The organism is Bifidobacterium catulorum, assembly GCF_003129925.1.
Taxonomy (GTDB): domain Bacteria; phylum Actinomycetota; class Actinomycetes; order Actinomycetales; family Bifidobacteriaceae; genus Galliscardovia; species Galliscardovia catulorum.
Genome location: NZ_QFFN01000002.1, coordinates 24,740 through 37,868, shown reverse-complemented (window position 1 = coordinate 37,868; position 13,129 = coordinate 24,740). Strand labels below are relative to the sequence as shown.

General features: G+C 62.7%; 12 protein-coding genes. 3 read left to right on the top strand and 9 right to left on the bottom strand.

Annotated features, from left to right (window positions below; all coding sequences use genetic code 11):
- The first annotated feature begins 14 nt into the window (after positions 1–14).
- The 3 genes from trxA (at position 15) to DF200_RS01325 (ending at position 2,404) form a co-directional block, all read left to right on the top strand.
- The gene (gene trxA, locus DF200_RS01335) at positions 15–350 is read left to right on the top strand and encodes a thioredoxin (RefSeq protein WP_109136507.1); all 336 of its coding nucleotides are present in this window, start codon (positions 15–17) and stop codon (positions 348–350) included.
- 78 nt (positions 351–428) lie between these two features.
- Complete coding sequence (locus tag DF200_RS01330; protein WP_109136506.1) at positions 429–1,514, top strand: resuscitation-promoting factor; 1,086 nt, start codon at positions 429–431, stop codon at positions 1,512–1,514.
- Between the two features lie 629 nt (positions 1,515–2,143).
- Positions 2,144–2,404, top strand: coding sequence for a hypothetical protein (locus DF200_RS01325; protein WP_146191976.1), 261 nt, complete (start codon positions 2,144–2,146; stop codon positions 2,402–2,404).
- A 445-nt stretch (positions 2,405–2,849) separates the two neighbouring features.
- Here the strand turns inward: DF200_RS01325 and pstB are convergent, their stop codons facing one another.
- The 9 genes from pstB to DF200_RS01275 form a co-directional block, all read right to left on the bottom strand.
- Positions 2,850–3,629: a phosphate ABC transporter ATP-binding protein PstB gene (gene pstB, locus DF200_RS01315; RefSeq protein WP_109136503.1), complete on the bottom strand. Its 780-nt coding sequence runs from the start codon at positions 3,627–3,629 to the stop codon at positions 2,850–2,852.
- A 33-nt stretch (positions 3,630–3,662) separates the two neighbouring features.
- The gene (gene pstA, locus DF200_RS01310) at positions 3,663–4,655 is read right to left on the bottom strand and encodes a phosphate ABC transporter permease PstA (protein ID WP_109136502.1); all 993 of its coding nucleotides are present in this window, start codon (positions 4,653–4,655) and stop codon (positions 3,663–3,665) included.
- The gene (pstC, locus tag DF200_RS01305) at positions 4,655–5,614 is read right to left on the bottom strand and encodes a phosphate ABC transporter permease subunit PstC (protein WP_109136501.1); all 960 of its coding nucleotides are present in this window, start codon (positions 5,612–5,614) and stop codon (positions 4,655–4,657) included. The genes pstA and pstC overlap by 1 nt, the downstream gene beginning before the upstream one ends.
- A gap of 114 nt (positions 5,615–5,728) precedes the next feature.
- Positions 5,729–6,865, bottom strand: coding sequence for a phosphate ABC transporter substrate-binding protein PstS (gene pstS / locus DF200_RS01300; protein ID WP_109136500.1), 1,137 nt, complete (start codon positions 6,863–6,865; stop codon positions 5,729–5,731).
- Between the two features lie 395 nt (positions 6,866–7,260).
- A complete protein-coding gene (locus tag DF200_RS01295) occupies positions 7,261–7,965 on the bottom strand; it encodes a response regulator transcription factor (protein WP_109136499.1) in 705 nt (234 codons plus the stop codon).
- Positions 7,966–8,070: 105 nt separating this feature from the next.
- A complete protein-coding gene (locus DF200_RS01290; RefSeq protein ID WP_439098302.1) occupies positions 8,071–9,408 on the bottom strand; it encodes a sensor histidine kinase in 1,338 nt (445 codons plus the stop codon).
- A 50-nt stretch (positions 9,409–9,458) separates the two neighbouring features.
- Positions 9,459–10,709, bottom strand: a complete 1,251-nt coding sequence (locus tag DF200_RS01285) for an Nramp family divalent metal transporter (RefSeq protein ID WP_170112466.1) — start codon at positions 10,707–10,709, stop codon at positions 9,459–9,461.
- A gap of 384 nt (positions 10,710–11,093) precedes the next feature.
- Positions 11,094–11,825: an HNH endonuclease family protein gene (locus DF200_RS01280; protein WP_109136498.1), complete on the bottom strand. Its 732-nt coding sequence runs from the start codon at positions 11,823–11,825 to the stop codon at positions 11,094–11,096.
- 2 nt (positions 11,826–11,827) lie between these two features.
- Positions 11,828–12,682, bottom strand: a complete 855-nt coding sequence (locus DF200_RS01275; RefSeq protein ID WP_109136497.1) for an aldo/keto reductase — start codon at positions 12,680–12,682, stop codon at positions 11,828–11,830.
- Between the last annotated feature and the right edge of the window lie 447 nt (positions 12,683–13,129).

Sequence of the window (13,129 nt, the reverse complement as noted above, 5' to 3'; positions counted from 1 at the left end):
AACAAGGAGCGATTATGGCAACGCATGAGCTGACCGCCGAGAATTTCGAAACGACCATCAAGGAGCACAAGCTCGTCTTCATCGACTTCTGGGCCACGTGGTGCGGTCCGTGCCGCGCATTCGGACCGATCTACGAGGAGGCGTCGAACAAGCACGACGACATCCACTTCGCCAAGGTCGACATCGACCAGCAGCAGGGTCTTGCCGAGGCCGCCGAAATCAGCGCCGTGCCCACGCTGATCGTCATCAAGGACGGCGCGGTGATCTTCAAGCAGGCCGGCGCGCTGCCCGCCTCCGCGCTCGACGAGCTCATCGCCAAGGTCAAGGAGAACGCCGAAGCGGCGCAATGACGGCATTTGCGGTGGTCATCATGGGTCGGTAAGATGTGGAAGCAGTGTGAGACTTTATAAGTCTACGTAAGGAGATTCATGACAAGCCACCGCAAGGAAAAGGCTTCCGTTTTCAAGCGCATCACCCGTCGTCAGTGGATTCGTTCCGGTGCCGTCGTCGCGGCGGCCGCGCTGCTGGTCACGGGTGGTTTCGTCTCCCGCGACTTCTACAAGACCAACGTCAACCGCACGAACACGTCGACGATCTCCGCATACTCCGCCACGAAGAGCGACGAGGTCGACCAGTTCCAGGCGGCCTCCCGCGGGGAGCTGCGCGACGACATCAAGGCCGGCCGCCGTGGGGCCGACGCCAACACCTCGTACGTGAAGGTCGTCGTCAACGGCAATTCCCGCGTGGTGCTCGGCGAGAACTTCACCGACGTCAAGTCCGTGCTCCAGCAGGGCGGCATCACCCTTGAGCCGGAGGACACCGTCTCCCCCGCTCTGAACACGAAGGTGAACGAATCCACGACCATCACCATCGAACGCGCCGGATCGACCATCGAGACGAGCGAGAAGGCCATTCCGTTCAACACCGTCGAGAAGAAGACCGACGCACTGCCCGAAGGCACCAAGAAGGTCCAGGAGGAGGGCGAGAAGGGCATCATGGAGATGACCAACCTCGTCACCAAGGCCGGCGGCAAGATCGCCGAATCCAATACGATCAGCTCCTGGGTGAAGAAGGCGCCGAAGTCCAAGGTCATCCTCATCGGCACCGGCTCCACGCAGAGCGAGAGCACCGGTTCCACGCAGAGCGAGAGCACCGGCTCCTCGAATTCCACCGGCTCGTCCGATGCGTCGAACCTGGGAACCACGGTTCCTGCCAGCGAGATGCAGAAGTGGACGCATGACTATCTGCTCGCCAACGGATACACTGAGGCCGACTTCTCCGCCACCGTGTACATCATCAACCACGAGTCCGGTTGGGATCCGACCGCCACGAACCCGTCGTCGGGCGCATACGGCCTGCCGCAGTCCCTGCCTGGCAGCAAGATGGCGTCCGCGGGCGCCGACTGGCAGACCAACTACCAGACGCAGATCAAGTGGTTCCTCAGCTACTGCAACGAGCGTTACGGCAGTGTGACGGGCGCGTACAACTACTGGCTGAGCAACCACAGCTACTGATTCGTTCAGTCCTACGACGATTACTTTCGTCCCCGAAATTCCCGGCGATTTCATTCGAGTCGCCGGGAATTTTCGTATGCGACGTGTTGTATCGGTGACGGATTCGAGGGTATCGATGACGGTCAGCGACATATTCGACGGACCACACTGCGTTTCACCCGTTTTTTGCTCGTCGTCCATCGGAAAATCACGACTCACGAAGGACGACGACGTATTTCACACGTTTTGTTAACGTCGTCCGTCGCATATCGACGTCGAAATAATCATCATCCTTGGTATTGCAACGTTGTCGAAAACACGGAATCGAATCACCGAAGGACGACGACGTATTTCACCTGTTTCCGCGTCGTCGTCCGTCGTGGCCATGGTGCAGGGCCGGTCCGACACGTATTCCACCCTATAATCCGATTGTCACTTCACCGTCCCTCGACGCCGCCACGTACGCCACCACCCAGCAGTGTCACCGTCACCACTTATCGACGCCACCACTTATCAGTACCACCACTTATCAGTGCCATCACCCAGCAACGTCACCACTACTATTGGATACATGATCGATGATGGAATGGGAGTGAATACTGATGTTCGGAGCATCGAGACGCAGAACGGCGGCCTGCTGGGGAACAATCGTGAGGAACGGGCGGCTTGGTGGCAGCGGCACGATTTCGGTGACCGTCGAATTCCAGGTCAATGGAGTCGTGTTCCGGTTCGAGGAGCCGCTGCATATGAAGTCATCGGCGATCAAAATAGGTCCCATTCCCGTCGGCCAACGATGGACGCCGGTCATGGAACACACCGACGTGGGGGATGCCGTCGTCGTCTGCTTCGACCCCGCCAATCCCCGAAACGCGGCGATGCGCGACAACGTCGGCGGCATCACCGTGGAATAACGGCCATACCGACCTTCCCCCAAAAAAACGAAACTTGGTCAAACAAGTCATGAGGAGGGCGAAAACAGGCCCTTCACGTACGGAATGACCAAGTAACCAAGTAACCAAATAATCGTGTGCCACGAAAACCGTGCATACGCAAAAACTCCTGTCTGCACGAGGCAGTACAGGAGTCTTGGTATCCCCCGCCGGAGAGAAGAAAACAGAACGCCGGGGGAAGAGTCAACCCGTTGGACGTCGCATGTTCCATGGTGACCGGCCTGCGATGGTCATCGCATCCGTCGTTGCACTCGTATTGGGATGCCGGCCCGGGAACATCGTCGCCGCCGCATTCCTTCCCGGGGCATGAACTCCACGCCGCCATGGCCGAAGACGGCCGGGACGTGGAATCCTATGCCACGGGAACGAACATCGACGACCTTCGACGATCGTCCAACGGTGAGGATCAGCCGAAGCGGCCGGAGATGTAACGCTCGGTGTCCTTTTCCTTCGGGTTCTCGAAGATGACCTTGGTCTCGTCCATCTCGACGAGGTGGCCGGGCTGGCCAATCTCCTTGAGGTTGAAGAAGCCGGTGTAGTCGGACACACGGGCAGCCTGCTGCATGTTGTGCGTCACGATGACGATGGTGTAGTCCTTCTTCAGCTCGTTGATCAGATCCTCGACGGCGAGCGTCGAGATCGGGTCGAGGGCGGAGCAAGGCTCGTCCATGAGCAGCACCTGCGGGTGCACGGCCACGGCGCGGGCGATGCACAGACGCTGCTGCTGGCCACCGGAGAGGCCGATGCCCGGGTTGTCGAGACGGTCCTTGACCTCGTCCCACAGGTTGGCGCCGCGGAGGGCCCACTCGACGAGCTCGTCGGCGTCGGACTTGCTGACGGAACGGTTGTTGAGCTTCATGCCGGCGAGCACGTTCTCACGAATGGACATCGTGGGGAACGGGTTCGGGCGCTGGAACACCATGCCGACGTCGCGACGGACGGCGACCGGGTCGACGTCCGGGCCGTAGAGGTTCTTGCCTTCGAGCAGGACCTCGCCGGTGACGTGGGCACCGGGGATGATCTCGTGCATACGGTCGAGGGTGCGCAGCACGGTCGACTTGCCGCAGCCGGAAGGTCCGATGAACGCGGTGACCTTGTTCGGCTCGATCTTCATGTTGACGTCCTCGACGGCAAGGAAGTCGCCGTAGTAGACGTTCAGATGGTTGACATCAATTCGTTGTCCCATGTTCTTTTCCTTATGTTTTCCGAATTACGGCGATTACTTCTGGGTGCCCTTGATGGCGAACACCTTGGCGACGATGCGGCCGATGATGTTCAGCAGGAGCACGATGATAATCAGCACGAGGGCGGCGGCCCAGGCGCGTTCCATACGGATGCCGGGAAGGCACGGCGGGTTCAGCGTGAGGGCCTTGGCCGAGCAGGTGGCCTGACCCTGGGAGTATTCGTTGTAGACGTACACAGGCAGGGTGGTCATTCGGCCGCTGAACAGGTTGACGTTCGTGTTCGCGATGAAGCCGGACGCGATGAGCAGCGGGGCGGTCTCGCCGATGACTCGCGCGATGGCGAGGATGGCGCCGGACACGATGCCGGGCAGGGCCGTGCGGAGCACGATCTTGGTGATGGTGCGCTGCTTGGTCACGCCGAGGGCGTAGGAGCATTCACGAAGGTCGTTGGGAACGATCTTCAGCATCTCCTCGCTGGTCTTGACCACGGTCGGGATCATCAGCAGGGAGAGGGCCACGGAACCGACGAAGCCGTTGATGGTGTCGGGGCCGAACGCCATGGTGAACAGCGAGAAGGCGAACAGACCGGCGACGATGGAAGGAATACCGCTCATCACGTCGACCAGCAGGGAGATGGTCTTGGCGAGGGCGCCCTTCTGCGCGTATTCGACGAGATACACGGCGCACATAAGGCCGATCGGGATGGAGATGACCATGGCGCCGAGCGTGATCTCCACGGTGCCGATGATGGCGTGGAGGATGCCGCCGTACGGGTACATACCGCCGATGACGCCGACCATGTTGTGGCTCAGGAAGTAGGGCGTCAGGCGCTTGTAGCCATCGGCGAGGCAGGTCCACAGGACGGAGACCAGCGGGATGAGGGCAATCAGGAACGCGATGTAGATGAGGATCCGCATGGCGAGATCCTTGTACTTGCGCATCTGGTTGTAGGAGCGGCTGGGGGCGAACTTGTCGAAGTCCGGCTGCGGGCCGCGCTTGAACTCAGGGGTTGCTGCTGCGGAAGTCATCAGGCGTCCTTCCTATCCGTGATCTTGCGTGCGGCGTAGTTCACGAGGAACGTGATGACGAACAGCACGAGACCGGTGGCGATCAGGGTGCTCACACCGAGGTTGTTGGCCTCGGGGAACTGCGCTGCGATGTTTGCTGCGATGGTCTGGCTCTGGGATGCCTGGAGCAGCTTGAAGCTGTAAAGCATACCCGGGGACAGAATCATGAGGACGGCCATCGTCTCGCCGAGTGCACGGCCGAGGCCGAGCATGGAGGCGGAGATGACGCCGGACTTGCCGAACGGGATGACGGCGAGCTTGATCATCTCCCACTTGGTGGCGCCGAGTGCAAGGGCGGCCTCCTGCTGGAGGTTCGGCGTCTGCTGGAAGATATCACGCGAAACCGAGGTGATGATCGGCAGGATCATGACGGCCAGCACCACGGCGACCGTGGCGACGGTGCGCGGCGGGTTGGAGGCCGGACCCTGGAAGATGTACGTCCATCCGAGGTACTTGGCGAACCAGGCCCACACGCCGTAGATGTGCGGCACGAGGACCAGACCGCCCCACAGACCGTAGATGACGGAGGGGATGGCGGCGAGCAGGTCGATGACGGCGCTCAGGACGGAGGAAAGCTTCGGGGATGCGTAGTGGGAAATGAACAGTGCGATGCCCACCGCGATGAAGAAGGCGATGATCAGGGCCAGCGCGGAAACCAGAATGGTTCCGAAGACCAGCGGAAGCACGTACTGCCAGAAGTTATGGGCGGCGCCACCGGAGAAGCCCTCGATGGTGGCCTGGTTGGCGGCCTTATCGCCGACGAGCAGCGGCATGGCCTTGACGAACAGGAAGATGAACACGGCCGCGAGTGCGACAAGAATCAGGATGCCGCAGGCGTAGGCCACTCCCTTGAACACTTTGTCGGCCGTTTTGCCGTCGCTGACGGGCTCCGCGGATGCCGACTTCGTTTGAGAAGTCACCTCATTCTCCTTCGATTTGTGTTACTCACATGAGAGCGTCCCGGTCACTTCCACGCGACCGCTTTGTCGCGATATTGCGTAGGAAGCGAGCGGGACGCACCACGTTCGAGTTTGTTACTTGGTCTGGATTGCGTCGATGGACTTGGTGACCTTCGCGCGCAGGGTGTCGGACATCGGGGCGGAGCCGGCGGTGTCGGCGGCGGTCTGCTGGCCGTCCTTGCTCACCACGTAGGTGAGCCACTGCTTGGCGAACTCAGCCTTGTTGGCGTCCTTGTAGGCAGGGCAGACGATGTCGTAGGAGACGAGCACGACCGGGTAGGCGCCGTCCTCGGTGGTCTTGTGGTCGAGCTTGATGACCACGCGGTTGTCGCCCTTGGCTTCCTCGTCCTGCGGGGAGGCGTCAACGACCTTGGCGGCGGCTTCGGCCGAGTACGGCACGTACTTCTCGCCGACCTTGACGGCCACGGTGCCGAGGTCGCCGGCCTGGGAAGCGTCGGCGTAGCCGATGGTGCCTTCGGCCTGGGTCACGGTGGAAATCACGCCGGAGGTGCCCTTGCCGCCCTGACCGACGTTGTTCGGCCAGTTCTCGCCGACCTCGTACTTCCAGTTGGCGTCGCCGGCGGCGTCCTTGACGTAGCTCAGGAAGTTCTTGGTGGTGCCGGACTTATCGGAGCGGTGCACGACGGTGATGTCGGTGGAAGGAAGCTTGACATCAGGGTTCTGGTCGGCGATGGCCTTGTCGTTCCACTTGGTGATCTTGCCGTCGAAGATCTTGGCGATGGTCGGGGCGTCGAGGTTGATGTGCTTGTCGGCGCCGTTGAGGCCGGCGGACTTCAGGTTGTAGACGATGGCGATCGGGGAGATGTAGACCGGCACGTCGAAGGCGGTCTTGCCTTCGCACACGCTCTTGGACTGCTCGACCTGATCGGCCTCAAGCGGGGCGTCGGAGCCGGCCCACACGGCGGCACCGTTCAGGAAGTTGGTCACACCAGCGCCGGAACCGGACGGATCGTAGGCAATCTTGGCGTTCGGCTGCTGGCCGTTGAAGCCGGCGATCCAGGCGTCGACGGCGCTCTTCTGGGAGGAGGCGCCGGCACCGGAGAACTCGCCGCTCAGCTGGGCGCCGGAGGCGTTGGAGCTGGAGCTGGAGGAGCCGTTGCTGGAGGCGTTGTCGCCGCAGGCGGCCAGAGAAACCATCATCGCCAGGCCGGAAACAACAGCCATGGAGCGAAGCAGAAGATTCTTTCGCATAACTATTTCCCTCTTATCTGTCACGTGCCCGGCAGGTCCGGACCCGCTGCACGCCTTCCTCTGAGCTGTACTGAAACCGGTACATGGCTGACGTGCTTTGTTATGACAATTTAAGATTATTGATGGTTTCGGGGTCCGGAAACCAAAATCGGTAAACAGTCAGTGAACTTGTGCTGATATCTGTTTTGTAGGTTTCGTCCACCCACGGATGTAATCGGACAAGTGCCGGCAAATCCTTGCAAACACTAAGATTCCCGACGAGCCGCATCCCTGTGATCCGATAAAAAAATACGCGCCGTGCCCTAAGGCCGGCGCGTAGTTACATCAATGGAAAAATCAAAAACTACGTACTTTGTTCATTGGTTGGAACGCCGTCTACACGACGTCCGCCAACGTCACTCCGACGGCTCGTCGATCTTGTAGCCGAGACCGCGAACCGTGGTGATGTAATGCGGGTGAGCGGGATCCTCCTCGATCTTCGACCGCACGCGCTTGATATGCACATCGAGCGTCTTCGTGTCGCCGACGTAATCGGACCCCCACACGCGGTCGATGAGCTGATGGCGGGTGAGCACGCGGCCCTTGTTCTGCATAAGGTATTCGAGCAGCTCGAACTCCTTGAGCGGGAAGAACACGGTCTCGCCGTGTACGGTGACCGAATGCTGGCCCACCTGCATGCAGATTGGCCCGCAGACCAGCGGCAGATCCTCGCTGGCGGCGTCGCCGGAGACCGCGGCGGACTGGTTGCGGCGCAGCACGGCACGCACGCGGGCCAGCAGCTCACGGAAGGAATACGGCTTGGTCACATAATCGTCGGCGCCGATCTCCAACCCCACGACCTTGTCGATCTCCGAGCTCTTGGCGGTGAGCATGATGATCGGCACGCGGCTCTGCTCACGGATGCGGCGGCACAGCGAGGTGCCGTCCAGACCGGGAAGCATGAGGTCGAGCAGCACCAGGTCCACACCACCCTTGGTGAACAGCTCCAGCCCCTCCTCGCCGGTGGCCGCGGCGATCACGTCATAGCCCTCATGCGTGAACTGATACACCAGCGGCTCACGGTAGGATTCCTCATCTTCGACGATCAGTATGCGCGTCATATGCGTTGACTTCCCCTTGCTTCTTGCTACTTACACAGGCCGGCGGATCGCACCGCCCTTACACAGACATACCCATATTAGACCCATGTCTTACGGGACGGTTAATCATGACTGATTTTTTGACGTATTCGATCGTTCCGCCTTGGGCAGGCGGATGGTGAACGTGCTGCCCTCCCCCGGCCGCGACCACACGGATATGGTGCCACCGGCCTCCTGCACGATGTGCTTGGTGATCGACAGGCCGAGACCGGTGCCGCCAGTTGCGCGCGAGCGCGCCGGGTCCACGCGGTAGAAGCGTTCGAAGATGCGGCTCTGCGCCTCGGCGGGGATGCCGATGCCCTGGTCGATCACGCGGATGCGCACATCGTCGTCGTCCTGCTTGACGCTCACGCCGACATGCGTGCCCTTGGGCGAATAATGGATGGCGTTCTCCACAAGATTCTTGACGGCCGTCTTGATGGAGTCGGCGTCGCCGTTGACCACGACCTTGGCGGCTCCCTCCGACGGGGTCGGCGCGTCGTCGGCGACGCCGTCCGTCGTGATGACGCCGACGGTGTCGTCGCCCACGTACATGCGCAGTTCGATGTTCGCCGCGTCGGCCTGCACCTTGTTCTCGTCCAGCGCCTCGCGCACGACGCGAAGCACATCGACCGGCTTTGAGTCGACGGCGGAGAGGCCGTCGTCGTCCTGCACCTTCTGCAGGGCGATGAGCTTCTGCACGAGCTCCGTCAGGCGCGCGGACTCCTTGGAAATGCGGCCGGAGAAGTAGCGTACGGCGTCGGGATCGTCGGCGGCGTCGGACACGGTCTCCGCCAGCAGGGATATGGCACCGGCAGGCGTCTTCAGCTCGTGGGAGACGTTGGTGACGAAGTCCCGTCGCATGCGTTCGAAGTTGCGTTGCTCGCTGATGTCCTCAAGGAAGACCGCGTACAGCTGGTCGGCGCCGCCCGAGGTGGACATGTCGTCCGGGTCCGAGGCGCCGAGCACGGCGATATCGGCGATGCGGCCGATGCGCGCCCGCAGGTGGACGGGCTCTCGTTCGGTGATGCGGCCCGATTCCGCCTCCATGTTCATCTCGATCTCGCGGTCGCGGACCTTGCCGTCGACGACCACCTGGTTGAGCATGTCCCGAATCTCGCTGGATTCGAGATGGCCGTCGACGACCACGTCGAGCCGTTCGGCCAGAGGGCTCACGTACCGTGTCCTGCCGAGCCCGTCGGTGAGGATGACGGCGCTGCGCATGACGTCGAGCAGGTTGTGGGCGGCCTCCTGAGCGGAGACGCCACTGCCGAACACGGTGGAGGCGTGCTTGTCGAGCGTGTCGGCGAGGCGCCGTTCGGCCTGCGCGGAACCGACGTCCACGCCGCTGCGGTAGGCGCGCCGGATGAGCAGGCCGGATATGGCCACCAGAATGACGAGGACGATGACGGATGCGTAAGACATGGACATGATGCCCACGATACAACACCGTCCGACCGCCTCCGCGGCGGGGATTATGAACGTCCCATGAACGTCAGCGCGACAAGCACCACGTTGAGGGCGATGATCAGCACGGCCACGAGGATGAAGACGACGTGCTTGACGATGCCGTCGGCCCACTCGCCCATGAGCGTGCGGTCATGCGTATAGCGCATCAGCGGGATGATGGCGAACGGTATGCCGATGGAGAGCACCACCTGGCCGATGACCAGGGCGAACGTGGGGTTGGAGCTGAACCAGAGGATGACGAGCGCGGGCACGAGCGTGATGATGCGGCATGCCCACATCGGCGCGTCGACGTGCAGCAGGCCGTGCATGATCTCCTGGCCGGCGTAGGTGCCGACCGACGTGCTCGACAGGCTGGATGCGAGCAGCCCGATGGAGAATATGGTGCCGATGACCGGCCCGAGCACATGGACCACGGCGTGCTGCGCGCCTTCGATGGTGTCGGTGTCGGGCATACCGTGCAGGGCGCTGGCGGCGAGCAGCAGCAGCGCCAGGTTCACGGTGCCGGCGAGCAGCAGCGCCCAGATGACGTCGATCTTGGCGGCGAACAGCTCGCGCTTGATGCCGGGGCGGACGGTGCTGCCGTCGAAGTGGTCGTTGACCAGCGTGGAATGCAGGTAGATGGCGTGGGGCATGACCGTGGCGCCGAGCATGGAGCTGGCCATGAGCACGGAATCGGTGGTGGTGAAGTGCGGAACGAGGCCGCCGAGGACCTGCGCCGGGTCGGGCGGTGCGACGAACAGGCCGGCGATGAAGCCGAAGGTGATGACGAGCAGCAGGGCGATGATCAGCTTCTCGAACGTACGCTGGGTGTGCCCGCCCTGGAAGCGCAACAGCACCGTCGATATGGCGCCGATGATGCAGCCGCCGACGAACAGCGGCAGCCCGAACAGCAGGTTCAGCGCGATGGAGCCGCCGATGACCTCGGCCAGATCGGTGGCGATGGCGATGACCTCGGCCTGGGCGAAGAACAGCAGACGGCCGCCCGGGTTCATGCGGTTGCCGAGCAGCGCGGGCAGCGACTGGCCGGTGACGATGCCGAGCTTGGCGGACTGGTATTGGATGAGCACGCTCATGGCGTTGGCCATGACCAGCACCCAAACGAGCAGGAAGCCGTACCGTGCGCCCGATGTGATGTTCGCGGCCACGTTGCCCGGGTCCACGTAGGCGACGGCGGCCACGAAGGCGGGGCCGAGCAGCGCGCTGAGCTTGGATTTGGCGCCGGTGTGGGGCACGGCGAGCTTCGGCACGCTGTGCATGTGCTCGGTGTGCGGATGACCACTCGCCTCCAGCGCCTGCGCCTCGTCGGGGTCGATGCGCCCCGTCTCCCCCGGATGCCGGTCATCGTGTGCGGTCCGCCTTGCAGGCGGTTCCGCGGTATGCATCGTGGTACGTGTCGTGAAATTGTCGTCGTCCATGCCATGCCTCCCGCCCATTGTTATAGCACGCCGAAATCATCCCGCGTTTCATGCGCGCCTCCCCGCCCGACCGGCTCCCCTCACCCCATCAACCACCAGCCCGACGCATAAGCGCCGACAGCACACATCCACTCGGCTCCCCTCAGGCATGAGGGGAGCTGGCCGCCACAGGCGGACTGAGGGGAGTCTCCCCCCGAGACGGCTCCCCCAAAAAACACCTCACCCCTACCGCTCGGGAATCCCCTGCCCCGGGCAGTCGTGCAGCACGCCGAGCATGGCCCGCTTCTCCGCACTGGTGACGCTCAGCCCGTATCTGGCCTTCACCCCGATCTGCCGAGCCACGTAGCCGCACCGGTATTCCGCGTTCGGCGGAAGCCATACGGAGGCGTCGGCGTCGCCCTTGTCCTCGTTGGCCGGACCGTCCACGGCGAGCAGATTGTACGGGTCGTTGCTGAATTCGTAGCGCTTTTTCGTATTCCACCGGTCCGCGCCCGACCTCCACGCATTGTTCAAGGCGACCACATGGTCGATCTGCACCTTGGCGCTGGTGCTTCTGCCCCGCACGAAGTCGATGGTCCTGCCGGTGTAGGGGTCGTGAAGCACGCCCGACTGCACCTTGCACCGTTCGGCGTTCGCATACCGCACGTTCCTCAGGTCCCGGGCGAGCACGTCGTTGCGCGAGTCGCAGCCGTTGCCGTCCGGGTCGTACTGTCGGAATCCGAACGCGTCGCGCTTGTAGACGCTCGCCGGCCGACGCCCGTCGACGACGGACAATCCACCCAGGGTCGCGGCGGCGTCACCCGTGGCCGCGTATTCCCCGGTGATCCGGCCCGCGGTCTCGCTCACCTGCGGCAGCACGAGCCCGGCGGTCACCCCGGCCACCACGGCCATCACCAGCAGCACGAGGAACCGTTCCAGCGCCGAGGCCGCGCGGAACCCCCTGCGTCGGCGTCCCATGGTCAGCTGTAGGAGAAGGTGCGGGGGTCGTGCCCGGCGCGGACGGGACCGTCAAGCGCGTCGATGGCGGCATGCTCCTCGGCGGTCAGGGCGAAGCCGAACAGCGAGGCGTTCTCGACCTGCCGTTCCCGGTGGGTGGACTTCGGGATGATGATGGTGCCGTTCTCGATGTGCCAGCGGAGGATCACCTGGGCGTGGCTCACGCCATGGGCTTCCGCGATGCGTCCGATCACGCCGTCGCCGGCGTCGAGGTCGGCGCCTCGCGCCATCGGCGAATACGCCTCGACCGCGATGCCGTGCGCCCTGCAGTAGTCGACCACCTCTCGCTGCTGCCAGGTGGGATGCAGCTCGATCTGGTTGACGGACGGGTATTCGCCGGTCTCCCCGTGCAGCCGTTCGAGGTTCTCCGGCAGGAAGTTGCAGACGCCGAGCGTGCGCACGCGCCCCTCGTCGCGCAGACGCACGAACGCGTGCCATGTCTCGTCGCTGCGCCAGTCGAACGGCGTGGGCCAGTGGATCATGTACATGTCCACGTAGTCGGTGCGCAGCAGTCCGATCTGGCGGTCGAACGCCCTGAGCGCGGAGTCATATCCCTGTTCGGAGTCGCGCAGCTTGGTGGTCACCCAGATGTCCTTGCGCCTCTCTCCGGTGGCGTAGCCACTGTGTTCGAGGGCCTTGCCCACGCCGCCCTCGTTGTTGTACCCGGCGGCGGTGTCGATGTGCCGGTATCCCGCGTCGATCGCCGATTCCACGACCGGCGTGGTCTGTTCGTCGTCGATGCGCAGCACGCCGAGGCCGATCTGCGGGATGCGGTTGCCGTCGGCGAGGGTGATGTCGGGGATGGGTCCGAACGTCATGTTGTCTCCTTCGATGTCGATGAATCCACTGGATGCACTGCCTTCAGGGTAGCCGCTCGCCTTTGCGGCGGTCCGTTAGTTGGTCGAAAACGTTGATGACACGCCGAACAACACAGTTTTAGAAATAAGATTTGCAAAAGTTTTTTCTATAAGATACACTCAAAGTCAACGACAACGCAATGAAGCAACGAATCGCCATTCGACGACGAACCGCATTCGACGACGAACCGCATTCGACACCGACAGGAGGTGAACCGCCATGATGATGTTCTTCGCCGACTCGGCCCTCGCGCAGGTGCAGTCACGCCACCGTCGCGAACGTCTGGTCGGTCGCCTCACCCACATGTAGAGACGCCTTCCACACCGGCACGCGAATCGGACCACGAAGACGGTCCTGAATCCCGCACCGCGCATAACCATCCCCTCACCGAAAACACAAATCACACG

Bases quoted from the DNA above. Each gene is read 5' to 3' on its own strand.
- trxA (WP_109136507.1), top strand. From the start codon at position 15: ATGGCAACGCATGAGCTGACCGCCGAGAATTTCGAAACGACCATCAAG.
- DF200_RS01330 (WP_109136506.1), top strand. From the start codon at position 429: ATGACAAGCCACCGCAAGGAAAAGGCTTCCGTTTTCAAGCGCATCACC.
- pstB (WP_109136503.1), bottom strand. From the start codon at position 3,629: ATGGGACAACGAATTGATGTCAACCATCTGAACGTCTACTACGGCGAC.
- pstA (WP_109136502.1), bottom strand. From the start codon at position 4,655: ATGACTTCCGCAGCAGCAACCCCTGAGTTCAAGCGCGGCCCGCAGCCG.
- pstS (WP_109136500.1), bottom strand. From the start codon at position 6,865: ATGCGAAAGAATCTTCTGCTTCGCTCCATGGCTGTTGTTTCCGGCCTG.
- DF200_RS01295 (WP_109136499.1), bottom strand. From the start codon at position 7,965: ATGACGCGCATACTGATCGTCGAAGATGAGGAATCCTACCGTGAGCCG.
- DF200_RS01290 (WP_439098302.1), bottom strand. From the start codon at position 9,408: ATGTCTTACGCATCCGTCATCGTCCTCGTCATTCTGGTGGCCATATCC.
- DF200_RS01285 (WP_170112466.1), bottom strand. From the start codon at position 10,709: ATGCACAGCGTGCCGAAGCTCGCCGTGCCCCACACCGGCGCCAAATCC.
- DF200_RS01280 (WP_109136498.1), bottom strand. From the start codon at position 11,825: ATGGGACGCCGACGCAGGGGGTTCCGCGCGGCCTCGGCGCTGGAACGG.
- DF200_RS01275 (WP_109136497.1), bottom strand. From the start codon at position 12,682: ATGACGTTCGGACCCATCCCCGACATCACCCTCGCCGACGGCAACCGC.